This window comes from Vreelandella maris, from assembly GCF_013371085.1.
Classification (GTDB): Bacteria; Pseudomonadota; Gammaproteobacteria; order Pseudomonadales; family Halomonadaceae; genus Vreelandella; species Vreelandella maris.
This window is the reverse complement of the sequence record NZ_JABWCV010000022.1, coordinates 1-23,225: the sequence shown is the minus strand read 5'-3', so window position 1 is coordinate 23,225 and position 23,225 is coordinate 1. Positions and strand designations below refer to the sequence as shown.

Genomic DNA, 23,225 nt, shown 5'->3' with positions numbered 1-23,225 from the left:
GGCTACTCAAGTGCTACCGCCACGGCTTGCCCGCGCCGCACGCGTATTGCCTCACCCAGCGCCGCCCCTTGATATCCTTCCGCCATTAACGCCTGCGGCCTCACCTCGCGAGCCGCTAGCCAAGCGCTGCCAAGCCGCTCCACTTGCTCCGGCGCCAGCACGCTCACTAATGCCAACTGCGCCTCGACCTGCTCGGGCTTGCGCCAGCCATCCAATCGTTCCAGCCAATGCAGCACGTTCGGGCCATCCAGTGGCGCGGCAAGCAGCGTATGAGTGAGCGCGGTATGGCGGGCAAGCTGGGCCACGCCGTTGGGCAACTTTAACCGCGTTGCTAAGGCATCACGCTGTTCGGCGGTGAGCGGTGACACCAACTGCGCGTAGCGCCAGTGGGCCACTGCTAGCGTGCTATTTCGAGGCGTTTGATCCAGTGCAGCTAAACCTCGTGGCAACACCGACCCCATGAGTTCGGGAAACCAGATAGGCAACGCCTCGCAGCGCTCTAGGGTGGTGAAATAAACGTCCGGGCTCGGTTCGCCCAGCGCCTTTTCGGTTTCCACCCACACCCGCTCGGCGGCCAAATGCTCAAGTTCACCGCTGTGGCTCACTTGGCGCATCAATGCCAGGGTTTCATCAGCAATGGTGAATCCCAGCGATGCATAGCGGGCTAAAAAGCGCGCGGTACGCAGTACCCGCAGCGGGTCTTCGCTAAACGCCGATGAGATATGCCGCAGCACACGCTGTTCAATATCGCCCTGCCCATTAAACGGGTCGGTTAACTCCCCCTCAATGCTCTGGGCAATTGCATTGATGGTTAGGTCACGGCGTAACAAATCCTCTTCCAGCGTGACATCGGGGCTGGCGTGAACATCAAACCCTGCGTAGCCGTGGCCAGACTTTCGCTCGGTGCGGGCAAGGGCATACTCCTCAGCTGTTTCTGGGTGCAAAAAAACCGGGAAGTCGCGACCCACTGGCTTAAAACCACGCTTGCGCATGGCCTCTGGCGTCGCCCCCACCACGACCCAATCGTTATCGACAACCGACCAACCCAGCAAAGCGTCACGCACCGCGCCGCCTACACGATAAACCTGTAGGCCTGCTAAACGGGGGTCACTCCGTTTGTTAGTGTCACTTTTTTCCATTGTTTTCCCTATCTCCCCCGCTGCTGACTGGGCACGCTAGTGCGCTCGCCATTGGTCAGGTTTAGCGCGGTTAATCGCCCGCCCCAAACACAGCCTGTATCAAGCGCCTCGACGGGCACCTGCGCCTGAGGAGTCTCCCCTTCAAGGGCAGCCCAGTGGCCAAACAGCAGTTGAATATCATCGGCACGCGGGTATTGAAACCAAGGTAGAAAACCTTCTGGGGCACTATCAAGCCCCTCTTTCGCGGCAAACTCTAAACGCCCTTGGGCATCAATAAAGCGCATCCGAGTGAACACATTCACAATCAAACGTAGCCGGTCCATGCCTTCTAGATCGTCGCGCCAGATGTCCGGCTGGTTACCGAATAGCTGGGTTAAAAACTGCCCTGATGTTTCACTCGCTAGCGCCGCCTGAACTTCCCGCCCGAGCGCTTCGGCCTGAGGAACGCTCCACTGGGGCAGCAGCCCGGCATGGGTCATTAGTATCCGGTGCTCAAACACGCTAAGGGGCTGGCTTTGAAGCCAATCCAGCAGTTCCTCCCGGTCAGGGGCACCAAGAATATCGCTCAGGGTGTCATTTTTTTTAAGCTTACCGCCACCACGGGCCACGACCAGCAAATGGAAGTCATGATTGCCCAATACGCTTTTTGCGGCGCTACCGAGCGCGCGCACCTCCCGCAAGCACGCTAAAGAACCGGGGCCGCGATTAATCAAATCGCCGACTAGCCAAAGCGTATCCCGCGCAGGGTTAAAACTGAGTTTCTCCAGCAGCGCTACGAATTCAGCATGGCAGCCATGTAAATCGCCGATCGCATAGGTGCTCATGCGTGAGGCCTTTTTAATGAAATGAATGGGCTAAATACTACCACCTCACTTGCCTGTTCTGCCTGCCGTCGGTTATTTATCTTGATGATTAACACTGGTGAAAGTAGCGAACGTGGATCACTATAAAAATGCGCGCAGGCGCTCTCAAGAGACACGTCCAGCAGCGAAATCGCCTTTCATAAGCATGGCTGCCTCGTCACTACTGTTAAGGAAAACGATACTCATATGGCTATGGATCATACGCGGCGTGGACTACTGCGGGTTGTTACCCTGGCGGGCATCGGCGCCGTAGTGCTGCCCGGTAAAACGCTTTTGCCGATCGCTCAAGCGTCTACCGCTAAACCTTCCCCACCTACCGCGTCGGTGGTGGTGAACGGTTGGTTGCTTAAGTCTAGCGACCGCTGATGTATATTGATTTTGAGGCTATCAGCGAACAGCGCGACGCTGTGGATGTATGCATTATCGGCGCGGGTGCAGCAGGCATTTCCATGGCGGTCACCCTGTCGGAGCGGGGACACCGTGTGCTGCTGTGCGAAGGTGGCGATGCTGATTACAGCGAGCGATCTCAGGAGTGCTATCGGGGCGAAACTATCGGCGATCCTTATATTCCTTTATATGGCGCTCGCCTACGCCATTTAGGTGGCTCGACCAATCACTGGGGAGGCGTCTGTCGTCCGTTGGATCGCTATGACTTCACCGCCAAATCAGCTGCCAGCGAGACAGCTTGGCCCATTGGCCGTGATGCGCTTTCACCCTACTACCGCTCTGCCGCTAAGTTACTCGACTTGGCGACGACGCCCGCAGACCAATCCATCGCTGGGGCTGGGTTTAAACGCATCTATTTTTCTCTGGGCAACCCGACACGGCTGAAAGATAAATTTGCCGCTACGCTGCGCGATTCGATGACGCTTGAGTGCTGCTTAACGGCCAACCTAGTGGCACTGGAAACCCAAGATGGCCACGTCACCAGTGCCACTTTCAAGAATTACCAAGGGGACTACCGCTTGGTACATGCGCGCTATTTTGTGCTCGCCTGCGGCGGTATCGAAAACTCACGTTTGTTGCTGTGGTGCAACCAGCAAGCCAATGGACAGCTAATACCGCAGGCGGGCACGCTGGGGCGCTACTGGATGGAGCACCCTCACGCCACGGTGGGCAAGGCACTGTTGTTCAAGCCAGCGGCGCTGGGGCTAGACGACGAATACAACGTGTTTCTCTCCCCCACTGCTGCATCCCTCGATTCACGTCAAATACTCAACTGTGGGCTGCGCTTGCACCGTATGAACACTGAAACCACTCAGGCGCTGATTGATGAGCTCGCTGATCAAGCCCCTACGCTGGCGGGACGGATACGTGTCTGGCAAGCCCAAGGGCAGGTAATCCATGGCGTGGTATTAAGAGCCGCCTGGGAACAGGAGCCGCGCTTTGAGAACCGTATCGAACTGAGCGATGAGCTGGATGAACTGGGCGTTCCCCGCAGCCGCTTGGTATGGCAGCAGTCTGAGCTGGATCGCCGCACCATTCGCGAGAGCATGCTGCTGCTGGGTGAATACCTACGTGACAATGAGGTGGGCAGACTACAGATGGCTGATTGGCTTGCCGATACGCCTGTGCAACTGCCCACGGAAGGCGAACTAGCTGGACGTCACCACATGGGCGGCACGCGCATGAGCCTTGCTGCCGAGACGGGTATCGTTAACCCCGACTGCCGTCTATTTGCCCAGGAAAATTGCTACGTGGCGGGCTCCAGCGTGTTTGCCAGCGCGGGGCACGCCAACCCTACATTAACGCTAGTGCAGCTGGCCCTGCGGCTTTGCGATCATCTGGAGAGCAGGTTAACGCAGACATCTAGTGAAGCTGGAGCGGTACCGCCAACCTAAACGGTGTGATAGCCACTTCAAACGCGCGTTGCGTAGATGTGTCTAGCAACGTATAGGCGCCTTCCATGACTCCCACCGGCGTTTGAAGAATGGCACGGCTGGTATAGCGAAAGCTCTGGCCAGGGCCAATCAGCGGCTGCTGCCCGACGACGCCTTTGCCGCGCACTTCCTGGCACTCGCCGCTACCCTGGGTGATTTTCCAGTAGCGCGCCATGAGCTGCACGCTATGGGGGCTTTGATTATGGACGGTGATGGTATAGCTGAAGACGTAGCGCGACTCCGCATCATTGGACTCATCGGCACGGTAGCTAGGCGCAACGTTTACCTCGATAGTTAGACCACTCACGCTTGGCTGCCCCGCTCACTGCTCGCCTGCTCATCGGCGGCGACTCGATTGGCAATCGCCACGTACTCGGCGACCGTCAGTGTTTGCGGACGGCGGATAGGATCAATACCTAATTCTTCAAGGATTTCAGGGCTCACGCGCCCTTTAAAGTTATTGCGCAGCGTTTTGCGCCGCTGTCCAAACGCGAGCTTTACCAACTCAAACAGCAGCGTGGGGTCTTCTGCTGTATGAGGCAGGGTCGCATGAGGCGTTAAACGCACAATGGCCGACTCAACCTTGGGCTGCGGCACAAAGGCTTCCGGCGGCACAATAAATAGCTGCTCGACACTACAGTAGTACTGCGCCATGACCGAAAGACGCCCCCAATCAGCACCGCCCGGTTCAGCAGCCAAGCGCTCAACGACTTCTTTTTGCAGCATGAAGTGCATATCTTCTATCGCACTTCCTGCGGCAAGCAGGTGAATTATCAACGGCGTGGAGATGTTGTAAGGCAGATTACCCACCACGCGCAGCGCAGGCCCATCGCCTTTCAGCGCGGCAAAATCAAACTTCAGCGCATCGCCTTCGTGTATCACAAAGTCGGGGTAGTTAAAAAACTGCACGCGCAGGCCAGGGATCAGATCGCGGTCGAGCTCAATGACTTCTAAATGCCCTGCCGCTTCCAGCAGCGGCTCGGTCAGTGCACCCTGCCCTGGGCCAATTTCGACAAGGCGATCCGTCGAGCGCGGGCCAACGGCACGAACGATCCGCGAAATAATGCCAAGGTCGCGCAAAAAGTTCTGACCAAAGCGTTTACGAGCGCGGTGTTGGGGCACAGTAGACATCAAACGGTGTTCCTTGGAGTGCGGATTCAATCGGGAGTATTTCGCAGCAAACGCTAGACAGTAGCAGACAACCGCTGGGTAGATAGACGGCGTGCAAGGGCGATAGCGACTTTCAGGCTGCCGGGGTCTGCCACGCCTTTGCCAGCCAGATCCAACGCGGTGCCATGGTCGACCGAAGTGCGTACCAATGGCAAGCCCAGGGTAATATTGGCAGCCTGACCAAAGCCTGCATATTTTAACACTGCCAAGCCCTGGTCATGGTACATCGCCAACACTGCATCGACACCTGCCAAGTGCCGCGGGGTAAATAGTGTGTCGGCGGGCAACGGGCCAAGGATATCCATTCCCTCAGCGCGAAGGGCATCAAGCGCGGGAATAATAATATCCAGCTCTTCGTGGCCCAGGTGGCCATTTTCACCGGCATGCGGGTTTAAGCCACACACTGCAATGCGCGGTTTAGCAATCCCGAACTGGTGCTGCAAACCAATCGCCAGTAAGCGACTAATGCAGGTGACCCGCTCAAAGGTGATAGCGTCGGCGACGTTGCGCAGAGGCAAGTGTGTGGTCACCAGAGCAACACGTAAATCGCCACTACCCTGCCAGCTTGGCGATGCCGCATGTAGCGCCGCGTCGGTGGCCAGCATCATCACGACGTCATCAACGCCACAGGCATCACGCAGCCATTCGGTATGGCCGGTAAAGCCAGGGTGACCGCCGTCAATAATTACGCCTTTGTGCAGCGGTGCGGTCACCATGGCAGCGGCGAGGCCGTGTTGACAAGCATCGACCGCCATTGCCAGGGTGGCAAGTACGTAATCGGCGTTAGCTGGATTAAGCACACCTGGCGAGGAAGGGGCATTAAGAGCGACGGACCAAACAGGTAAGGCATTGTCGCCACTTGGGCACTCACCCACCGAACACTCTACCACCGTAACAACCAGCCCCAGCGCAATTGCGCGCTGGCGCAGCATTTCCGGATCGCCAATGGCCACGGTATTTGGAGGAAGCCCCCCCCCGGCTGCAAGCATTAGCGTTAGTTCAGGACCGATGCCCGCTGGTTCGCCGGTGGTGATGACCACCGGCAGCGCGCTATCAGCCCTTGAAGTCCCAGCTACCATTAGAGACGAACATCAACAAAAGCCTGTGAGCGAATCTCTTGCTGCCAGGTTTCAAGCTCTTCGTTCGCGCGACGCTGGAAGATCGCTTGGCGAACCTGCTCGCGCTGACTCTCCTGAGTAACGTTCTGGCGGCGACGCTCTTCCACCTCAATCACGTGGTAGCCGAACTGAGAGCGCACCGGCTGGGATATCTGGTTAACGCCTAGGTCACGCATTGCTTCCTCAAACGCAGGAACAGTTTGCCCTGGGCGCACCCAGCCAAGCTCACCCCCGTTGAGTGCAGTGCCGCTGTCATCGCTATACTCGCGCGCCACGGAGGCAAAATCATCACCCTGAGACAAGCGCTGGCGCACTTCTTCAGCTCGCGCACGCGCCTGGTTTTCATCGCGATTAGGCGTCAGCTCGATTAATACGTGGCGGGCCCGCGTCTCTTCAATGAAGTTCTGCTCGCCGGCCTGCCCCTGCTGCTGGTCAAGAAAACGCTCAACGTCACGATCACTAACCGTCACACGATTACTGATTTGGCGCTGCTGCACCTGACGCATCAGCATTTCGCGGCGAATATCTTCGCGCACGCTCGCCAGCGTCATGCCGTCAGCTTCCACCGCATCAGCAAACTCATCCAGCGTCATGCCGTTGGATTCGGCAATCGAGCGCACTTGACCGTTTAGCTCAGTATCATCAATCGTCAGACTGGCATCTTCCGCCATTTGTAGCTGAATCTCTTCCATCACCATACGCTCTAGCACTTGCCGCTCAAGCTGGGAGCGGGGAGGAAGATTACCGCCCTGCGTCTGGGCCTGCTGCTCAATTTGCGCCATACGATCATCCAATTCGCTGCGCATGATCACATCGTTATTGACCACGGCCACGACACTATCCAATGCCTGACGCTGGGTGGATTGGAAATTTTGCGCTTGGAGCGTCAGTGGGGCCAACGCAAGGCCAGCGCCAACGCAGAGGGCGAGTAGGCTACCAGCAGAGAGCTGCTTCATTCGGCCTAGCAAGGGCTTTCTCATTTTCATTACAAACGTCTCTTTCATTAGCCATTCTATGGAAGTCATTTACAGGGCGGTCGGACGATAGCCAGGAATGGTCTGTTCAAAATAGCTGTCCGCATTCTGGCCAACGCCACCTAAGCCACGGAACACGAAGCGCAAAAATAGCCCGCGATCATTAAAATCATCATCAATGCGGGCAGTATCATCGTCATCGACCCATTCACGCCAAACAAGCTGCAGGCCATAACAGCAGTTATTCCACTGCACGCCTGCCAGCTGCTCAAGCGAGCGGTCATTGGTTTGATCGTGAAGGTAGCGACCGATCAAATCAATGCTAGTGCTGGCTTTCCAGGCAAACGACAGATCCCACTCTTCACGGTTATAGTCGCGAAAACCGTCGTCGCCCTGCAACACACCCGGGTCAAATCCTTCGATCTCCCAACGGTAGCCAAGGTTCACTACGTGCCCTTCGGGATGGCGATAACGTACATCAACGCTTGAGCGTTCGGTGCGATCACGGTGATCATCGTAGAGCCATTCGTAGCCACTGCTCCAGCGATCATTAATTTGCCAATCAAGGCGGGTCACTAGTGGTGAACGATCCCGGGTAGCCTGATAGTAGCTTTCAGGATTAACGTTGGGGTTTTCTTCCGGCCGATCCGGCAGCGTATCCGCATCGCCTTCGCTATCGATTCGGCGATCATCAAAGTAAACACTCTGCCCGACCCCAAACGAAAGTCGATCACGACCGGACGCATCCTCAAGTAGGCGCGACTGCACGCCATAAGAGAGCCGGTTGAGATCACCCACGCGGTCAGTGCCGGAAAAGCGCTGGACGGACCAAAGCTGATCCCAGGAGAACACACGTTCGCGACTGTCAAAGTCCGGCAGCTCAGTTTGATCGGTACGTGGCACGTAGGCGTAGTTCAGACGCGGTTCCAAGGTTTGGCGATAGTCGCGCCCGCCGAGGGCCAGCTCGCGCTCAAAGACCAACCCGCTATCGATTGAGGTCAGCGCAATGCTGCGGCTGGGCGAGTCACCCCGCTCCGTTTCTCGCTCGCCATAATCCAACTCATAGGCGGTGTTCCACAGTTCAGTACGCGGCTCTAAATAGCCCCAAGGCCGTTCAAAGCGCCAGCCAACAACAGGCGTAAGGTGCAATCGGCTACCGGTGGCCGCCTCACGCTCCGGCACACGGCGCTCATCCACATCGCGCCAAAAATAGGTCGCATTAGAGCGCCACTGGGTGTAGAGGCCGTTGTCGAACTGCCAGTTCGCGTTGGCACTCAGGCTCGGCAATTGATAAAAGGGCTTATCGCTATCGCTGAGCGGGTCTTCCAGACGCTGAAAGCCTTGGGCACGGGCATCTAACTGCCAGCGCTGGCCACGGTAATCGACCTGGGCCAAGCGCTCCATGCTGGCGCGATCACTTTCACCGAACTCGCCACCAAAGTCATCAAAATAGCGCCCGTCGCTGGCCGCACCATAGCGCAGCCGGTAATTGCTACGCTCGTTTACCCGCCCTGCATGGCGGGCATCCACATACCAACGATCCTCACCTTCAAAGCGATTTTCTCCACCGCCGGAGCCGCCGTTATCACTATTTAAATAGCCGCCTTCGACGATGCCCGCACTCTCTTCAAACAAGTAACGGTACTCACCGTTCATTAGCAACCCGTGGTCGCTCATCCAGCGCGGCGTGATGGTCGCATCTTGGTTAGCGGCGATATTCCAATAAAACGGCTGGGCGTAATCAAAACCATCCGATGAAAAACCTATCGATGGGGAGAGCAGACCAGTGTGACGACGATCGTCAATGGGGAAACGTAGCCATGGCCAGTAAAACACCGGCACATCTTTCACCTGTAATCGCGCATGGCGGGCCGTGCCAAAGCCTTCGGCCTGGTTCAGGCGAATATCACTGCTGACCAGTTCCCAGCTATTGGCGCCTGGATCACAGGTGGTAAAACTGGCGTCCTGCAGACGATACTCGCCCTCTGCCGTCTGCTCTAACTGATTTGCTTGACCGCGCAAGTGCTGGTCGTAAAGCACATAATGGCTATTCCCCAACGTCGCACGGTCTTCGTTTAGCCTCAGCATCGCCTGCTCGCCGCGCACCAATGCACGCCCATCACGTATGGCGATATTGCCTTCAGCATCGACCTGCTCACGGTCGGCGGGTAAAAAGACACGCTCCGCTTCTACTTCCTCGTTGCCGCGCCGAAGCACCACATCACCGCGCAACAACGCCTCGCCATTGGCGGCGTAATCGACGTCGCTGGCCTCAAGCGAGAGGGTTTCCGGGTTCTCTTCCGCGGGTAAGCGGTAGCTGGGCATCACGTAGCGCCCTCGGCACAATTGATTGGCCGCCTCTTCTTCCCCCCAGGCTTGCCAATCTAACGCTTCCGCGGGCATGTCTTGACCTTGAGCCACCGCCGTAAACGAGGCGCCAGCAAGCAAACTGCCCATCAGCGTATGCGCAACTGGCAACGTGCGCGAAAATCGCTTGCCCATGTTCGTTATCCTTGGCATCCAGAATCGGTATTATACAGCCCGCATGATGCCCGACCAGCAAGGAGCTTGCATGTCCTCTTATCGGATTAACGCCCTCACCACGTGGGCTGCCCAACAAAACGGCCTTTCCAAGGCCGATATTACGCTTTCATCCGCCGTGGGCGATGCAAGTTTCCGGCGTTATTTTCGCCTCACATTACCCGGCGGCTCCACCCAGGTAGTAATGGATGCCCCGCCTGAACAGGAGGACTCACACCCTTTTGTCGCCATCGCCCAACGCTGGCACAGCGCAGGCTTGGCGGTACCCAAGGTGCATGCCGCCAACTTGGCGGACGGCTTCCTGCTGCTTGATGACCTGGGCAACACACCGCTACAAAACTTGTTTACCGACGACGCTACCACACAGGCGTATCATGCGCAGGCCCTAACGCTCATCGCCGAGCTGCAAAACCGCGCCAGCCCCGAATCATTGCCCGCTTATGATAGGGCGCTGCTTGGTCGGGAGCTCGATCTGTTTCCCGAATGGTGCCTGGGTGCTTGGCTGAAGCTATCGCCACCCGAAAGCTGGCAACCCCTGCGCGAGCAGCTTATTCAGCAAGCGCTGGCCCAGCCGGTGGTCAGTGTGCACCGCGATTTCGATGCTATGAACCTGATGGTACACGACCAGCGTTTATTCATGATCGACTTTCAGGACGCGGTGGCAGGCCCGCTAAGCTACGACCTTATCTCATTGTTGCGGGGGCGCTACTGCCGCTTTAGCGATGAGGAGTTTAGCGACTTCGTCAACGCGTTTTATCAGCAGGCCCGCCGCGATGGCCGCCTTCCTGGCCGGGTCGATTTTGCCACCTTCCTAATCCAGTGCCATGCCATGGCCGCTCAGCGCTCGCTGAAAGTGCTGGGCATATTTTGCCGTTTAACGCTGCGCGATCAAAAAAGTGGCTATCTTGAGCGCTTGCCGCACTTCTTGGATCATCTAGAGGATAGCCTTTCGTTCCTGACCGAGCAGGCTGATTTCGCTGAGTGGGTCACGCTCACCTTTCGCCCCGCCCTCATGAAACGACTAGCGGAAATGACGCAATGAAAGCAATGATCTTAGCCGCAGGGCTCGGCAAGCGGATGCGACCGCTCACGGACCACTGCCCCAAGCCCCTGTTACCCGTCGCGGGTAAGCCGCTCATCGTGCATCATCTGACGCGTCTTCACGAAGCGGGGATTCATGAAGTCGTCATTAATGTCAGCTACCGTGCCGAGCAGATTATTGATGCCCTGGGTAATGGCGATGCCTTTGGGCTGCGTATTCATTGGAGCCGTGAAACAGAGCCTTTGGAAACCGGTGGCGGTATTCAGCAAGCCCTACCGCTGCTGGGTGAAGCCCCCTTTCTACTTATCAACGGCGATGTCTGGTGCGAAGCGCTGCCCAACCTGCAATCGCTGCGGGGCGATGATTTAGCGCATTTGGTGCTGGTAGATAATCCTTCTCACCACCCCGGCGGCGATTTTGGGCTAGCGGGAGGGCGCGTTAATCAAACCAGCAAGGAGCGGTTGACCTTCGCGGGCATCAGTGTGATTCATCCAGCGCTGTTAGCCGGGCAGCCTCAGGGCGCCTTTGCATTAGCGCCACTGCTTAGGGCCGCCATTGATAACCAACGGGTGAGTGGTGAGCATTACACAGGGCAGTGGGTCGATGTAGGCACGCCTGAGCGTTTAGCAGCGTTGGAAAGCCAGCTTCAATTCCCACGACAGCGCGGGAAGGACTAGTCAATGCATCTGGACTATTTACGTGCGGCAATCGCTGATACGCCCCGCGTAGCGGTCTATGGCACGCTGAAGCAGGGTTTCAACAACGCCCACTGGTTAAACGGCGCCAGGCGACTGGGGAGCGACACCACCCGCGCCCTCACGCTCTACGATATCGGCCCCTACCCTGGTGCCAAGCGGCAGCCATCCAAAGGCGTTAGCATAGAGGTTTATGAGGTCAACATTGGCCACCTGGCCCAGCTAGACCGGCTGGAGGACTACCGTATCAACGCCCCCGCGCAGGGCGAGTATGACCGCCAGCAAATAGCCACCCGTTTTGGTCGTGCCTGGGTCTATCTTTACAATCCGGGAGTGGCGAGTAAGCGAGCCATTTGCGAAGGCGGTTGGGAGATGCCCTACACTGACCATGATTAATAATGCCGGTGATGAACAACAGGGGCGTTGAGAAGAGGCGCGCAGGCCAAGAAATGTTATGCTGCGCGACTTACCTTTCGTCGCCTAGATGAGGAGAGCCGCGTGAAAGCACGGGTAAAATGGACAGAAGGCCGTCAATTTGTGGCGGAATCCGGTAGCGGGCACAGCGTTGTCATCGACGGCCCGCCCGACCACGGTGGCCGCAATACAGGGCCCCGCCCCATGGAAATGCTGTTGATGGGCATGGGCAGTTGCACCGCTTTTGACATCTTGAACATTCTCGATAAAGCGCGTGCCAATGTCACCGACTGCGTCGCGGAACTTGACGCCGAACGCGCTGATGAAGTGCCCGCCGTCTTTACCAAGATCCACGTTCATTTCGTGGTGACCGGGCATGCATTGAAAGAGAAGCAGGTTCAGCGCGCCGTTGAACTCTCCGCTGAAAAGTACTGCAGCGCATCGATCATGCTGGTTAATGGCGGCGTAGAGATCACTCACTCTTTTGAGATTGTCGAGGCTTGAGCGGCTGTTTGCACGGGCAGCGCTTGGCTCTCTCGCCTAGCGTCGCCGCTTGCCCAACCGCGGCGGCAAAAAAAGTAGTTCAGTCGGATGCAAGCAATCGCCTTGACGGGCATAATACGCCCGCTTGTTTTACCTTCACCTGTGCTGTCACCGCCCTGCTTTATCGGGTGGGGTTACACCGCAGCGATGGTGGCAACGTCTTATCGGTTCCGGCGCTGGCTCGTCGGGGTGTCTTCACCTGCCATAAGGAGGCTCGGACATGACAGATAATCTCCGACTCCACGGGTTTAACAACCTGACAAGCTCTTTGAGCTTCAACATTTACGACATTTGTTACGCTAAAACCGAAGAGCAGCGTTCGGCTTATATCGACTATATCGATGAGCTTTACAACGCCGAACGTTTGACGCAGATTCTGAAAGACGTCACCAACATTATTGGCGCTCATGTGCTAAATATCGCCCGCCAGGACTATGAGCCCCACGGCGCAAGCGTGACAATCCTGATTGCCGAGCATGAGCTGGATGACGCCGCGCCTGAGCAGATTAAGCCGGGCCCCGGCCCACTGCCAGAAACGGTGGTTGGGCACTTAGATAAGAGTCACGTTACGGTGCACAGCTACCCTGAGTCGCACCCTGACAACGGCATCAGCACCTTCCGCCTGGACATTGATGTCTCGACCTGTGGTCATATCAGTCCGCTTAAAGCGCTGAACTACCTGATTCACAGCTTCGACTCCGACATCGTCACCATGGATTATCGGGTACGTGGTTTTACCCGTGATGTAGACGGCAAGAAGCTGTTTATTGATCACGGCATTACCTCCATCCAAGACTACCTTGCTGAAGATACCAAGCATGCGTATCAGATGATGGATGTAAACGTGTATCAGGAAAACATGTTCCATACCAAAATGCTGCTCAAAGATTTCGAGCTGGAAAATTACCTGTTCGGTACGTCCCGGCGCGATATTACCTTTGAAGAAGCGCGTGATATTGAGAGCCGTTTGCGTAAAGAGATGCTGGAGATTTTCTACTCCCGCAATTTGGATTAAGCGTCGCCTCTGAATGCCAAAAGCCAGCTAACGCTGGCTTTTTTTGTGGCGCTTATATGGGTTTAATAAACGCTGGGCTCGCCTTCGGGGCGGGTCTTAAAGCGTCTATGCAGCCACAGATATTGCTCCGGGTGCTTGCGAATTGCCTGCTCAATAAATTGATTGACCTTGGTCGCATCGGCAACCTCGTCATTGCTCGGAAACCCTTCTAACGCTGGCAGGCTCTCGATAGTGTACGTAGCATTATCGGGGTTGCGGTGAAACATCATCGGCACCACCGACGCGCCGGTCATACGCGCAAGCTTGGCCGTTAACCGAATCGTCGCAGCCTGCTGACCAAACAACGGTGCAAACACACTGACATCGCGGCCAAAATCCTGATCCGGCGAGTACCACACCATCCGGCCTGCCTTAAGCTGCCGTACAGCCCCACGCAGATCGTAACGGTCAATTGCGACCCCAAAGTTGCGTCCACGAGCACGCGTCATAAAGCGCTCAAACAGCGGGTTGTTATGCGGGCGATAGACCGCGTCAGCAGAGAAAAATAGCGCATGTAAGGCACCACCTAAATCGAGCGATGAGAAGTGAACACCGATAATGATCACCCCTTTGCCTCGCGCCTGAGCGCGGGCCATATGCTCTTCACCAATATAAGCAACCCGGTGGCGCAAGCTTTCGCCATTACGACACCAGCCCGTCGCGGTTTCGACGAGACCAATACCATTAGCGATAAATGACTCTTTGACGAGTTGCCGCTGTTGTTCGGCGCTCTTTTCGGGAAAGCATAGCGCTATATTGGTGTCGGTAATGCGCCGCCGCCGCTTGGCAAAGCGCCATGCGAGCAACCCAAGCCCTTTGCCAATGCTCATTTTTAACCGCCAGGGTAGCCAGGCGGCAACATACATAGCGCCAATCCCGAGCCAAGTGGGCCAGTAACGCGGGTGGGCAAACGAACGTGGATAACGTGATTTTGACATAACAACAACCGTTTAATCAGAACGCCCATGATAACGCCGAGGCGCCCGGGGCAGTACCCCCGTCAGCAGGGCATAGCTGATCGTATCGCAGTAACGGGCCACTTCATCCACCGGCAGTACTTCGCCGTTGCTGGCGCTACCCCATAATACGACTTCGCTGCCAATGGCGGCATCGGAGACCTCCGTGACATCCACGGTTAGCATGTCCATAGAGACTTTACCGGCAATCGCGCAGCGTTGGCCGTTTACCAGCACTGGCGTACCATCGCGGGCGTGGCGGTCATAGCCGTCACCGTAACCGCAGGCAACCACGGCAATGCGTGAACGCCGCGGCGCACGCCAACGTCCGCTGTAGCCCACGGGCTCGCCCTCTTCTAGCTCTCGCAGGGCGATAATTTCAGAGCGCAGAGTCATCACTGGCTTCAGTTGCCGGGTGATGTCATTGGCGACTTCTAAAGGATCGCTGCCGTAGAGCATGACGCCTGGCCGGTTCCAGTCACCATGCGCCACCGGCCACGCCAGGGTCGCCGGTGAGTTAGCCAGGCATAGCGGCGCTTCGAGTTCACTGGCCAACCCCTGGAGCCGCGCCATTTGCTGATTGAAATAGCGGCTATCCCGAGCATCGGCAGTAGCAAAATGGCTCATGAGGTGCAGCGAAGCCACACTGGGCGCTGCAAGAAGCTGGTGCCAGATGACAGTGGCCTCTTCAATGGCAAAGCCCAGACGGTGCATGCCGGAATCGACTTTTAACCATACCGGGATAGGCTGGCGTGGCGTGGTCGCCAACAGTGCATCGACCTGCCACTGGCTATGCACCGCGATCCAGAAACCGTGGGTGTCCACCAGCGCCAGCTCATCAGCACTGAAGATGCCTTCAAGCAGAACAATAGGCTTCGTAATACCACCTTGGCGCAACGCGAGAGCCTCTTCGATACAGGCGACGGCAAACGCGGGAGCATGGGCCTCCAGCGCTTGAGCGCACGCTAGCGCACCATGCCCGTAAGCATCAGCTTTGATAACGGCCACTGAGCGGCTTTGGGGCGCACAGCGGCACGCCAATTGATAGTTGTGACGCAGCGCGTCCAGATCAATATCGGCCACAAGGGGGCGCATAGGTTTTCTCACTTACCTGATTCAGCAATAAATGCTTATTAACAAAAAATGTCAGCGTTAAAAAACCGAGCAAGCACCTATAGGTACTTGCTCGGCTTAGAGGGAAGGCGCGTTTAATAATCACCTTTGTTGCGCTTCAAACACTTAAGTTTCAAACAAAGCTTCTAACGAGAGACCCTGTTTTTCCAGCGAACGACGCAGCTTTTTCAGCGCTTCGACTTGAATCTGACGTACCCGCTCACGGGTCAAACCAATTTCGGCACCGACTTCTTCAAGAGTGGCGGATTCGTGACCGCGTAAGCCAAAGCGGCGCACGACCACTTCACGCTGCTTTTCGCTCAGCTCATCAAGCCAAAGATCAACGTGCTCTTTGACATCGCCATCCACCAGACGCGCTTCAGGCCCCTGCACCTCATCGTCGGTCAACGTATCGATCAGCGGCTTATCGCTCTCACCGCCCATCGGGTAATCAACGGACGATACGCGCTCATTGAGGCCGAGCATCTTTTTGACCACCTCGACCGGTTTGTCCAGGTGCTCGGCGATCTCTTCAGCAGTGGCCTCATGGTCAAACTTCTGGGTCAATTCGCGCGCCGCGCGCAGGTAGATATTGAGCTCTTTGACCACATGAATCGGCAAACGGATTGTACGCGTTTGGTTCATCAACGCGCGCTCAATGGTTTGTCGAATCCACCAAGTGGCATACGTTGAAAAACGAAAACCCCGTTCGGGGTCAAACTTTTCAACGGCGCGGATCAAGCCCAAATTACCCTCTTCGATCAAATCCAGCAGCGTTAAGCCGCGGTTAAGGTAGCGGCGGGCAATCTTCACCACCAGCCGCAAATTGGACTCAATCATCCGTGAGCGTCCCAGCGGGTCGCCCTTACGCGCTAATCGGCCGTAATATACTTCCTCTTCTGGCGTTAATAATGGCGAAAAGCCGATTTCGTTGAGGTAGATTTGCGTTGCATCCAAGCTTTGGGTCGATTGTCGATCCTCACGCCCTAGCGCTTTTTCAAAAGCATCTTCTTCTACCGCGATGTCATCATCGGTATTATCAAGTGCCTCCTCAGCAGCCTCCAGGTCAACCTCCTGTAGATCTTTCTCCAACATACTCATGGCCTTACCCCCGTGTTTCGCCTACCCGCCATTTAGAAAGTCAAAGGGGTGCGCTCTAAGGCGCACACCATATTGTTATGTGACAATTGTTATATGACGCTCGAATACAGCGATTCGGGCAACTTCCAAGTTAAACGCTGGCCTTCCACGCTACCGGTGAGTGCATTAGCGGGAAGGCAGAAAGTCCATGGGATCTTGAGGCTGGCCATCACGGCGAACCTCGAAGTGCAATCGGACATTTTCTGCGTCACTATCCCCCATCGTCGCAATCACTTCACCCGCTTCTACCACGTCATTTTCACTGACCCGTAAGCTATCGTTATGCGCATACGCACTCAGGAATTGGTCGTTGTGCTTGAGAAGGATGAGGTTGCCATAACCCCTGACGCCGCTGCCCGCATAAACCACAATACCGGGCCCAGCTGCTTTAACAGGTTGCCCCTTTTCACCGGTGATATCAATCCCGGCAGTGATGCTATCGCCTTGTCCAAATGCCCCGACGACGTTGCCATCGGCAGGCCATTGCCAATTGATCGTTTCAGCGGGCGTATAGGTACGCGAAGAGCGGTCAACGCTGGCACTTTGTGTAGCTGGAGCAGCTTCAGGCTGTGGCTCGGGTTCTGATACTGGCTGCGGTTCAGGTTCTGACGCTGGCTCAGCTTCCGGCTGAGCGGCAGGCTCAGGTTCGGCAGCTGCGACCACTTCAGGCTCTGGCGTGGAGGCAGAGGTATTACTGCTAGGCGAAGAATCAGCCACTTGTTCCGCAGCCTCTACGGCATCGCGTTCAGCGGTTAGGCGCTGGTTACGTTGAATCGCGGATTCGTCGGGCAACAGCCAGTCGAGTTCCTGGTCATCACTCGCAACAGAGGCCGCTTGCGGATTCAGTCCGGTCGCCACGGCGCCACCACCATTGTTATTAGCGGCAGGCTGGCTACTGGCGACTGATGACGTTGAGGCGCCTTCGCGCAGGGCAATGGTTTGCCCTGGCCGAATTTGGTACGGCGCATCAATATTGTTCATTGCCGCCAACTGGCGATAATCCAAATTGTGCTGCCATGCGATGCCATACAGCGTGTCGCCCGCTTTAACGGTGTACTGGGGTGAGTTTTCCACCGCTTGGCGTGCTTGGCTTAAATCACGCACTTGAGGGCTTCCGCCTTGTTGGCTGGCACAACCCGCAATTGTTAATGCCAGCGCCGACATCATCAGTACTTTAAGACTATAACCTTTACGCATATAAACCTTACTCCTTTTCAGCGCCAAGCTTGGTATCGATGGGCCGACGATCCGCGTGTCGGTTGAGTAACACAACAATGAGTGCCCCCAAGGCCATTAGCGCGACAACGCCAGCTACTTGTGCCGAGGCACCGGTCAATACGGCATAGTCAGCGGGCAACAAATAACGGTGCTCCAAAGGGATCATTTGCCCTTCTGGCCCTATTTGATAGCGTAACAGTTCACGCCATGGCCAGAGAACCGGTAACGAACCGACAATAAACCCCAGTAGCAGTTGCATGGTCGAGGTATGGTGGCGCCGTAACAACCAGGACAACAAGCGTGAAAACAACGCTAAACCCACCACACAGCCCATTCCAAACAGAATAATAATGCCCAGATCAAAGCTGCGAATTGCTCCCATGATGGTGCCGTAGAGCCCCATTGTCAGCAATAGAAAACTGCCTGATACCCCTGGCAGCAGCATGGCGCTGATGGCAATGCAGCCTGCCACCATCACTACCAGCGCCTCGTTGCCCAGCAGCAGCACCAGCGGCATCATGCCTGGCAACGCTTGGGCGAGCACTAACCCCACCAACAATGGCAGCAGATACCATAGTTTCCAGCCGCTACTTGCCTGCCCGACCACCAGTGCGGAGGCCGCTACAAGGCCAAAAAAGAACCCGTCCAACAGTAGTGGATGCGCTTCCATCAACCATAGTGCTAAATGCGCAACGCTAAATAGACTAACCGCAACACCTGCCAATAGCGGTACCAGAAAGGCTAGGTTCAAATGGAGACTCAGGGCTTTCCAGCCACCTTGACGCCATACACCAATCGCACTTGGGCCAAATTGCTTGATGGTGTTAATCAGCTCTTCATAGATACCGCTAATAAACGCAATCGTACCTCCCGACACACCGGGTACCGCATCGGCGGCGCCCATCCCTGCGCCACGTAAAAATATTCCCAAGGGTTGCCGCTTCAATCCACTACTCCTTGTAGTAAAGGTACAAAACGTACGGGCTCAAGCCGCCGTTTTTCAAAGGCACTGCCGATGCGCTTTACCTGAGTAAGCCACTGGCTGCCATCGGGATCTTCCAAGGGGGCGATCAACACCCCGTCGTAACTCAATTGCTCTAGTAGCGATGTGGGCAATGTATGAGCGCAGGCGGTTAGCAAAATAACATCAAACGGTGCCACTTCAGGCCAACCATAGCCTCCATCCGCCACTGCTAGTGTGGCTGGGGCCGTAAGCCGCCGTAACCGCTCAGCCGCACGCTCGTACAACGCACCAATGCGTTCAATGGAGTAGAGCTCTTCTACCAAGCGCGACAATATTAACGTTTGATAGCCAGACCCGGTGCCCAGTTCCAATACCCGGCGGGGCCCGGCGCGCAGCACAAGCTCGGTCATCCGCGCCACAATAAACGGCTGCGATAGCGTTTGGCCAAAGCCAATCGGTAAGGCGGTATCTTCATAGGCGCGGTGCGCCAGCGCCTCATCCACAAACAGATGACGCGGTTCACTGGCCATGACCTCTAGCACGCGGGCATCGTTGATGCCTTGCTGCATGAGGCGCTCGACCATTCGGTCTCGGGTACGCTGTGAGGTCATACCGCGACCGCGCAGCTCAGCAGGGGAGATATCAGGCAAAAACATCCAACCAATCCTGCACATCGTTAAGCGCGGGGTGGCGCGTCAGGTCTGTTTGTAACGGTGTAATCGATACAAAGCCCGCTTCAACAGCGGCAAAATCGGTATCTTCACCATCATCGGCATTGGCTGCTACCGGCGCAATCCAATAGCGGGTACGCCCTCGCGGGTCTTTTACCGGCAACGGTTTTTCGGCTGGTCCGCGGTAGCCCAGGCGGGTAACTTTAACGCCTTTGATCTCTTCCCAGGGTACATCGGGGACATTGACATTAAGCAGCGTACGCGGCGGTAGCGAAAGTTGGTCCGCGGCGCCAATCAAGGTGGCGGCCACTCTTCCGGCGGTAGCGAAGTGGCGCTCGCCGCATAGCGACATGGCAATCGCGGTCATGCCTAGGTTGCGCCCTTCCATCGCCGCCGCAACGGTGCCGGAATAGAGCACATCGTCGCCCAGGTTACTGCCGTGATTAATCCCTGAGATCACTAAATCAGGTTTTTCATCCCATACGCCGTGAACGCCTAAATAGACGCAGTCGGCAGGGGTACCATCAACGCTATAAAAGCCGTTATCAAGCGCCGTCAATGAAAGCGGCCGTGACAAGGTAAGCGAATTACTGGCACCGCTGCGGTCTCGGTCAGGCGCCACCACGCGCATATTGGCGTGCGACAGCAGCGCATCGTGTAGCGCACGCAACCCAGGCGCGTAAACACCGTCATCATTTGAAAGCAGTAGTCGCCGCATAGTGGCTCTCCCTTTTTATATGTACAAGAGTCATTAGCGCCAGCGTCATAAGCACACAGCATAAACGCGAAAGGTGACAACTCCTATCCATCACTTTTAGTAAACTTTTTAACGTCTTATAGCTATTCTGACGACTTATAACCGTTCTGACGACTGACGTCGCCCACCGCTATCCACTCATCTCTATCAGCTCACCAAGCACAGCGGTAGCAAAGCTACCGCGAGGCAACGAAAAAGAAAGCCGTACGGCGTCAGCTTCCCAAGTAAGCTGTGGTTCCAGCAGCCGCATCCGCAGCGCACGGCGTGCCTGCTTAACCCCGCTGCGCTCCAAACCACTACACAAGCCGGGATACTGCTGCTGCAAATACGTTTCATAGCTAGCAGCGTCACCCTGACCGGCTTCGCCAACGCCCCAGAGCACCCCCGTTGGATGCACATCCAGCGCCATGGCGCGGGCCTGAAGCGTCGCATCGGTGGCGTCGATATGAAACACGCTTTGCGTGCCGTCCAGCATTAAGGTGTCGCCCGCCAGGGGTTGCGTCCAAGTGCCATCCGCAATGCGAGTGCTGAGCAGTTCGTTAAACAAAAAGCTGCGCGCGGTAGAAAGCATCATACCTTGACGGTCGTCCCGTTTACGCCAACCTCTGTTAAGTAGTGCTTCTGCGCGCTGAAGATTATGCCCTTCGTGACCAAAGCGCTGAGTGCCGAAATAGTTGGGCACACCAGACTGACAAAGCGCTTCCCAGCGGCTGATGAAATAGTCGCTTGCTATGGCCTCACCGCTCAGGCGTAAGACAAACCGATTAGTACGGTGAACCCCGCGCTTAAGCTTACGCGGGTGGCGCGCCTGCTCAACCACCGTGATGTCCTGAGCATTAAGCGATTGCTCTAAGTCAGGCGGCGCATCGCGCCCTGGCAGATGCACGCTCAGCCACTGGCGGGTCACGGCAATACGATCCTTCATCCCGGAGTAACCAATATCACGGGGCGTTACGTTACAAAGCCGACTTAATAACTTAACCACCTCTAACGTGGATTGGTTGCGTTTTTCAACTCGCAACCACAGGTGTTCCCCGTGCGCCTCGGGAGTAAAATCAAGTTGCTCGTCAACCCAGAAATCTTCCGGCTGAGCACGATACTGACCGGCTTTAGGCGGGCCAAACAGAGGGTCTAAGCTGCGCTGCCATACAGGCATATTAATCATTAAGCGCCTCTGCACGGTCTAGTAGCACCACTGCCTCAGCAGCAATACCCTCACCGCGTCCGGTAAAGCCCAGCCGCTCGGTAGTGGTGGCTTTAACGTTAACGTGGCTAAGCGCGACGCCTAAGTCAGCGGCAATGATGGCCCGCATTGCATCAACATAAGGCGCCATTTTAGGCGCTTGCGCCATTAGCGTGGCGTCCAGATTGACCACGCCATAGCCCTGACCCTGAATAAGAGTGACCACATGGCGCAGCAGTTCGCGGCTATCAGCCTCCGCCCACGTTGGGTCGGTATCGGGAAAATGACGGCCAATATCGCCCAACGCACAGGCACCTAACAGCGCATCGCTCACAGCGTGCAGCAGCACATCGCCATCGGAGTGCGCCACGAAGCCATGGTCAAACGGCAGCTTAACGCCACCGATCATCAGGTGATTGCCGGGGCCGAAACGGTGGACATCGAATCCGTGGCCAATACGCATTACTAAGCTCCTAATGATTAAAGCCTGTCAGGCAGGTTAGCGGCTTGCGCCGCCATAATCGCAGCTGCCAGCGCTAAGTCGTCTGGGTGGGTAATTTTCAGGTTATCGCGCCGCCCGCTTACTAATTGCGGCCGCTCGCCCAGGGCTTCGACTGCCGAGGCTTCATCAGTTACCAGTGTTTGCTGCTGGCGGGCGGTTTCCAGTGCACGCCGCAGCAGCGCGTAACGAAAACCTTGGGGCGTTAGCGCATGCCATAAGCCATCCCGGGGTTCTGTTCGCGAGCTCAGGCTCTGGTTATCGGCACGCTTCATGGTATCGGCTACCGGCATCGCCAAGAGCGCGCCAGCGGGGTGTGTCGACGCGGCTTGATAGAGCGCCTGCAGGTCGTTCACGGTAATACAGGGACGTGCCACATCATGCACCATCACTACATCATCACCCTCAGCCGCCATGGCGTGCAGCGCATTTAACACGCTGTCCATTCGCTCGTTGCCACCTGGCACTCGCTGCCAGTCCGCAAAAGGTACCCAGCCTGGTGAAAACCAGCGGTCATCAGCATCTAAACAGAGTACCAAGCGGGCGTGGGGAAAGGCGTGATGCAGCCGAGCCAAGGTATGCGCCAACACCGGCTGTTCATCGGCCAAGGTTAAATACTGTTTAGGCTTGTCTGCCCCCATGCGGCGACCTTGGCCCGCCGCAGGAACGATTAGCCAGGTTTGGCTCACTGTGCCGGCTCCTGGGGAGCGACCAGACCCGCATTAATACCGATCAGCTCATTCTCAATTGCCACACCAGGCACCCAGAAAAATTGTTCATCGGTACGCACCATGCCCATATCGCTACGCGCCCGTTCCTCTATGGCGTCTAAACCGTTTTTTAAATCCGTCACTTCGGCCGCCAGCCGCGCATTGCGCTCGCGCATGGGTACATTGGCCGCTTCTTGCACCGCCACACGTTGCTCCACACGCTGTAAATCGCTCCAGCCGCCGTTACCTAGCCACAATTCGTATTGAAGCAGTGCCACCACCGCGAGCAATGTTATCACTAGCCATTTGCGCATCATTGCTCTCCCTAGGTATATCGGCTGGGTTTATTAAAAGCACTGGCTGAATCAACCTCTGAGCTGATCCGCTAAAGAGCGCTTATCGGCGCGCATTATGCCATTAAGGGGCAACACCAGCGAGCCGCGCCTTACTTTAATGTCGGTTTTAATAAGTACCTGATCTAAAGTTTTCGTGTAATATCCATGCCAGGATTTCTGACACGGACAGAACCATGGAAAAACGCTTCGTTGCCCCTCTCACTGAACCTGAACAACAGACGCTGA

General features: G+C 56.4%; 25 protein-coding genes. 7 read left to right on the top strand and 18 right to left on the bottom strand.

Annotated elements, in window-relative coordinates:
- Positions 1–2 precede the first annotated feature (2 nt).
- The gene (locus tag HUO07_RS16430) at positions 3–1,139 is read right to left on the bottom strand and encodes a tRNA nucleotidyltransferase/poly(A) polymerase-related protein (protein WP_176304453.1); all 1,137 of its coding nucleotides are present in this window, start codon (positions 1,137–1,139) and stop codon (positions 3–5) included.
- A gap of 8 nt (positions 1,140–1,147) precedes the next feature.
- On the bottom strand, positions 1,148–1,963 hold the full coding sequence (locus HUO07_RS16425; protein WP_176304452.1) for a symmetrical bis(5'-nucleosyl)-tetraphosphatase: 816 nt from the start codon (positions 1,961–1,963) through the stop codon (positions 1,148–1,150).
- 225 nt (positions 1,964–2,188) lie between these two features.
- Between HUO07_RS16425 and HUO07_RS16420 the strand changes: the two genes are divergently transcribed.
- Positions 2,189–2,368 carry a hypothetical protein gene (locus tag HUO07_RS16420; RefSeq protein WP_176304451.1) on the top strand — a complete coding sequence of 60 codons (180 nt, stop codon included), beginning with the start codon at positions 2,189–2,191 and terminating at the stop codon, positions 2,366–2,368.
- Complete coding sequence (locus HUO07_RS16415) at positions 2,368–3,843, top strand: FAD-dependent oxidoreductase (RefSeq protein ID WP_176304450.1); 1,476 nt, start codon at positions 2,368–2,370, stop codon at positions 3,841–3,843. Before HUO07_RS16420 ends, HUO07_RS16415 begins: the two co-directional genes overlap by 1 nt.
- Here the strand turns inward: HUO07_RS16415 and apaG are convergent.
- The 5 genes from apaG to HUO07_RS16390 are packed head-to-tail and all read right to left on the bottom strand — an operon-like array spanning position 3,812 to position 9,646.
- Positions 3,812–4,189: a Co2+/Mg2+ efflux protein ApaG gene (gene apaG, locus HUO07_RS16410; RefSeq protein ID WP_008956340.1), complete on the bottom strand. Its 378-nt coding sequence runs from the start codon at positions 4,187–4,189 to the stop codon at positions 3,812–3,814. The two genes, HUO07_RS16415 and apaG, sit on opposite strands and share 32 nt — an antisense overlap.
- The gene (rsmA, locus tag HUO07_RS16405; protein ID WP_035558921.1) at positions 4,186–5,013 is read right to left on the bottom strand and encodes a 16S rRNA (adenine(1518)-N(6)/adenine(1519)-N(6))-dimethyltransferase RsmA; all 828 of its coding nucleotides are present in this window, start codon (positions 5,011–5,013) and stop codon (positions 4,186–4,188) included. Before rsmA ends, apaG begins: the two co-directional genes overlap by 4 nt.
- Positions 5,014–5,066: 53 nt before the next feature.
- Positions 5,067–6,131, bottom strand: a complete 1,065-nt coding sequence (gene pdxA / locus HUO07_RS16400) for a 4-hydroxythreonine-4-phosphate dehydrogenase PdxA (protein WP_176304449.1) — start codon at positions 6,129–6,131, stop codon at positions 5,067–5,069.
- Positions 6,131–7,156 (bottom strand): peptidylprolyl isomerase, encoded by a 1,026-nt coding sequence (locus HUO07_RS16395; RefSeq protein ID WP_101145221.1) that lies wholly within the window; start codon positions 7,154–7,156, stop codon positions 6,131–6,133. The genes pdxA and HUO07_RS16395 overlap by 1 nt, the downstream gene beginning before the upstream one ends.
- Before the next feature lie 39 nt (positions 7,157–7,195).
- Positions 7,196–9,646 carry an LPS-assembly protein LptD gene (locus HUO07_RS16390; RefSeq protein ID WP_176304448.1) on the bottom strand — a complete coding sequence of 817 codons (2,451 nt, stop codon included), beginning with the start codon at positions 9,644–9,646 and terminating at the stop codon, positions 7,196–7,198.
- Positions 9,647–9,716: 70 nt separating this feature from the next.
- Here HUO07_RS16390 and HUO07_RS16385 point away from each other — a divergent pair, with 70 nt between their 5' ends.
- The 5 genes from HUO07_RS16385 (at position 9,717) to speD (ending at position 13,394) form a co-directional block, all read left to right on the top strand.
- Complete coding sequence (locus HUO07_RS16385; RefSeq protein ID WP_176304447.1) at positions 9,717–10,727, top strand: aminoglycoside phosphotransferase family protein; 1,011 nt, start codon at positions 9,717–9,719, stop codon at positions 10,725–10,727.
- Complete coding sequence (gene murU, locus HUO07_RS16380; protein ID WP_176304446.1) at positions 10,724–11,404, top strand: N-acetylmuramate alpha-1-phosphate uridylyltransferase MurU; 681 nt, start codon at positions 10,724–10,726, stop codon at positions 11,402–11,404. The genes HUO07_RS16385 and murU overlap by 4 nt, the downstream gene beginning before the upstream one ends.
- Positions 11,405–11,407: 3 nt before the next feature.
- The gene (locus HUO07_RS16375) at positions 11,408–11,818 is read left to right on the top strand and encodes a gamma-glutamylcyclotransferase family protein (RefSeq protein ID WP_176304445.1); all 411 of its coding nucleotides are present in this window, start codon (positions 11,408–11,410) and stop codon (positions 11,816–11,818) included.
- Between the two features lie 102 nt (positions 11,819–11,920).
- Positions 11,921–12,340 carry an OsmC family protein gene (locus HUO07_RS16370; protein ID WP_176304444.1) on the top strand — a complete coding sequence of 140 codons (420 nt, stop codon included), beginning with the start codon at positions 11,921–11,923 and terminating at the stop codon, positions 12,338–12,340.
- A 259-nt stretch (positions 12,341–12,599) separates the two neighbouring features.
- On the top strand, positions 12,600–13,394 hold the full coding sequence (gene speD, locus HUO07_RS16365; protein ID WP_176304443.1) for an adenosylmethionine decarboxylase: 795 nt from the start codon (positions 12,600–12,602) through the stop codon (positions 13,392–13,394).
- A 62-nt stretch (positions 13,395–13,456) separates the two neighbouring features.
- On the opposite strand, the gene lpxL is transcribed toward speD, so the two are convergent.
- The 11 genes from lpxL to ftsB form a co-directional block, all read right to left on the bottom strand.
- Positions 13,457–14,371 carry an LpxL/LpxP family Kdo(2)-lipid IV(A) lauroyl/palmitoleoyl acyltransferase gene (lpxL, locus tag HUO07_RS16360; RefSeq protein WP_176304442.1) on the bottom strand — a complete coding sequence of 305 codons (915 nt, stop codon included), beginning with the start codon at positions 14,369–14,371 and terminating at the stop codon, positions 13,457–13,459.
- A 12-nt stretch (positions 14,372–14,383) separates the two neighbouring features.
- The gene (alr, locus tag HUO07_RS16355; protein WP_176304441.1) at positions 14,384–15,484 is read right to left on the bottom strand and encodes an alanine racemase; all 1,101 of its coding nucleotides are present in this window, start codon (positions 15,482–15,484) and stop codon (positions 14,384–14,386) included.
- A gap of 144 nt (positions 15,485–15,628) precedes the next feature.
- A complete protein-coding gene (gene rpoS / locus HUO07_RS16350; protein WP_035558949.1) occupies positions 15,629–16,603 on the bottom strand; it encodes an RNA polymerase sigma factor RpoS in 975 nt (324 codons plus the stop codon).
- Between the two features lie 165 nt (positions 16,604–16,768).
- Positions 16,769–17,839: a peptidoglycan DD-metalloendopeptidase family protein gene (locus HUO07_RS16345; RefSeq protein ID WP_176304440.1), complete on the bottom strand. Its 1,071-nt coding sequence runs from the start codon at positions 17,837–17,839 to the stop codon at positions 16,769–16,771.
- 7 nt (positions 17,840–17,846) lie between these two features.
- The gene (locus HUO07_RS16340; RefSeq protein ID WP_008956326.1) at positions 17,847–18,806 is read right to left on the bottom strand and encodes a DUF368 domain-containing protein; all 960 of its coding nucleotides are present in this window, start codon (positions 18,804–18,806) and stop codon (positions 17,847–17,849) included.
- Positions 18,803–19,480, bottom strand: coding sequence for a protein-L-isoaspartate(D-aspartate) O-methyltransferase (locus HUO07_RS16335; protein WP_101145212.1), 678 nt, complete (start codon positions 19,478–19,480; stop codon positions 18,803–18,805). Before HUO07_RS16335 ends, HUO07_RS16340 begins: the two co-directional genes overlap by 4 nt.
- Positions 19,467–20,213: a 5'/3'-nucleotidase SurE gene (gene surE / locus HUO07_RS16330; protein ID WP_008956324.1), complete on the bottom strand. Its 747-nt coding sequence runs from the start codon at positions 20,211–20,213 to the stop codon at positions 19,467–19,469. Before surE ends, HUO07_RS16335 begins: the two co-directional genes overlap by 14 nt.
- A gap of 169 nt (positions 20,214–20,382) precedes the next feature.
- Positions 20,383–21,417, bottom strand: coding sequence for a tRNA pseudouridine(13) synthase TruD (gene truD, locus HUO07_RS16325; protein ID WP_176304439.1), 1,035 nt, complete (start codon positions 21,415–21,417; stop codon positions 20,383–20,385).
- The gene (gene ispF, locus HUO07_RS16320; protein WP_176304438.1) at positions 21,410–21,898 is read right to left on the bottom strand and encodes a 2-C-methyl-D-erythritol 2,4-cyclodiphosphate synthase; all 489 of its coding nucleotides are present in this window, start codon (positions 21,896–21,898) and stop codon (positions 21,410–21,412) included. The genes truD and ispF overlap by 8 nt, the downstream gene beginning before the upstream one ends.
- Positions 21,899–21,915: 17 nt before the next feature.
- Positions 21,916–22,623, bottom strand: coding sequence for a 2-C-methyl-D-erythritol 4-phosphate cytidylyltransferase (gene ispD / locus HUO07_RS16315; protein WP_101145208.1), 708 nt, complete (start codon positions 22,621–22,623; stop codon positions 21,916–21,918).
- Positions 22,620–22,958 carry a cell division protein FtsB gene (gene ftsB, locus HUO07_RS16310; protein WP_008956320.1) on the bottom strand — a complete coding sequence of 113 codons (339 nt, stop codon included), beginning with the start codon at positions 22,956–22,958 and terminating at the stop codon, positions 22,620–22,622. Before ftsB ends, ispD begins: the two co-directional genes overlap by 4 nt.
- Positions 22,959–23,225: the final 267 nt, after the last annotated feature.

What these genes read in the sequence shown, in the direction of transcription:
- HUO07_RS16430 (WP_176304453.1), bottom strand. Translation starts at nt 1,139, where the DNA reads ATGGAAAAAAGTGACACTAACAAACGGAGTGACCCCCGTTTAGCAGGC.
- alr (WP_176304441.1), bottom strand. Translation starts at nt 15,484, where the DNA reads ATGCGCCCCCTTGTGGCCGATATTGATCTGGACGCGCTGCGTCACAAC.
- HUO07_RS16335 (WP_101145212.1), bottom strand. Translation starts at nt 19,480, where the DNA reads ATGTTTTTGCCTGATATCTCCCCTGCTGAGCTGCGCGGTCGCGGTATG.
- pdxA (WP_176304449.1), bottom strand. Translation starts at nt 6,131, where the DNA reads ATGGTAGCTGGGACTTCAAGGGCTGATAGCGCGCTGCCGGTGGTCATC.
- ftsB (WP_008956320.1), bottom strand. Translation starts at nt 22,958, where the DNA reads ATGCGCAAATGGCTAGTGATAACATTGCTCGCGGTGGTGGCACTGCTT.
- truD (WP_176304439.1), bottom strand. Translation starts at nt 21,417, where the DNA reads ATGATTAATATGCCTGTATGGCAGCGCAGCTTAGACCCTCTGTTTGGC.
- HUO07_RS16420 (WP_176304451.1), top strand. Translation starts at nt 2,189, where the DNA reads ATGGCTATGGATCATACGCGGCGTGGACTACTGCGGGTTGTTACCCTG.
- HUO07_RS16345 (WP_176304440.1), bottom strand. Translation starts at nt 17,839, where the DNA reads ATGCGTAAAGGTTATAGTCTTAAAGTACTGATGATGTCGGCGCTGGCA.
- rsmA (WP_035558921.1), bottom strand. Translation starts at nt 5,013, where the DNA reads ATGTCTACTGTGCCCCAACACCGCGCTCGTAAACGCTTTGGTCAGAAC.
- ispF (WP_176304438.1), bottom strand. Translation starts at nt 21,898, where the DNA reads ATGCGTATTGGCCACGGATTCGATGTCCACCGTTTCGGCCCCGGCAAT.
- lpxL (WP_176304442.1), bottom strand. Translation starts at nt 14,371, where the DNA reads ATGTCAAAATCACGTTATCCACGTTCGTTTGCCCACCCGCGTTACTGG.
- speD (WP_176304443.1), top strand. Translation starts at nt 12,600, where the DNA reads ATGACAGATAATCTCCGACTCCACGGGTTTAACAACCTGACAAGCTCT.
- HUO07_RS16395 (WP_101145221.1), bottom strand. Translation starts at nt 7,156, where the DNA reads ATGAAAATGAGAAAGCCCTTGCTAGGCCGAATGAAGCAGCTCTCTGCT.
- HUO07_RS16385 (WP_176304447.1), top strand. Translation starts at nt 9,717, where the DNA reads ATGTCCTCTTATCGGATTAACGCCCTCACCACGTGGGCTGCCCAACAA.
- rpoS (WP_035558949.1), bottom strand. Translation starts at nt 16,603, where the DNA reads ATGAGTATGTTGGAGAAAGATCTACAGGAGGTTGACCTGGAGGCTGCT.
- surE (WP_008956324.1), bottom strand. Translation starts at nt 20,213, where the DNA reads ATGCGGCGACTACTGCTTTCAAATGATGACGGTGTTTACGCGCCTGGG.
- HUO07_RS16375 (WP_176304445.1), top strand. Translation starts at nt 11,408, where the DNA reads ATGCATCTGGACTATTTACGTGCGGCAATCGCTGATACGCCCCGCGTA.
- murU (WP_176304446.1), top strand. Translation starts at nt 10,724, where the DNA reads ATGAAAGCAATGATCTTAGCCGCAGGGCTCGGCAAGCGGATGCGACCG.
- HUO07_RS16390 (WP_176304448.1), bottom strand. Translation starts at nt 9,646, where the DNA reads ATGGGCAAGCGATTTTCGCGCACGTTGCCAGTTGCGCATACGCTGATG.
- HUO07_RS16415 (WP_176304450.1), top strand. Translation starts at nt 2,368, where the DNA reads ATGTATATTGATTTTGAGGCTATCAGCGAACAGCGCGACGCTGTGGAT.
- HUO07_RS16425 (WP_176304452.1), bottom strand. Translation starts at nt 1,963, where the DNA reads ATGAGCACCTATGCGATCGGCGATTTACATGGCTGCCATGCTGAATTC.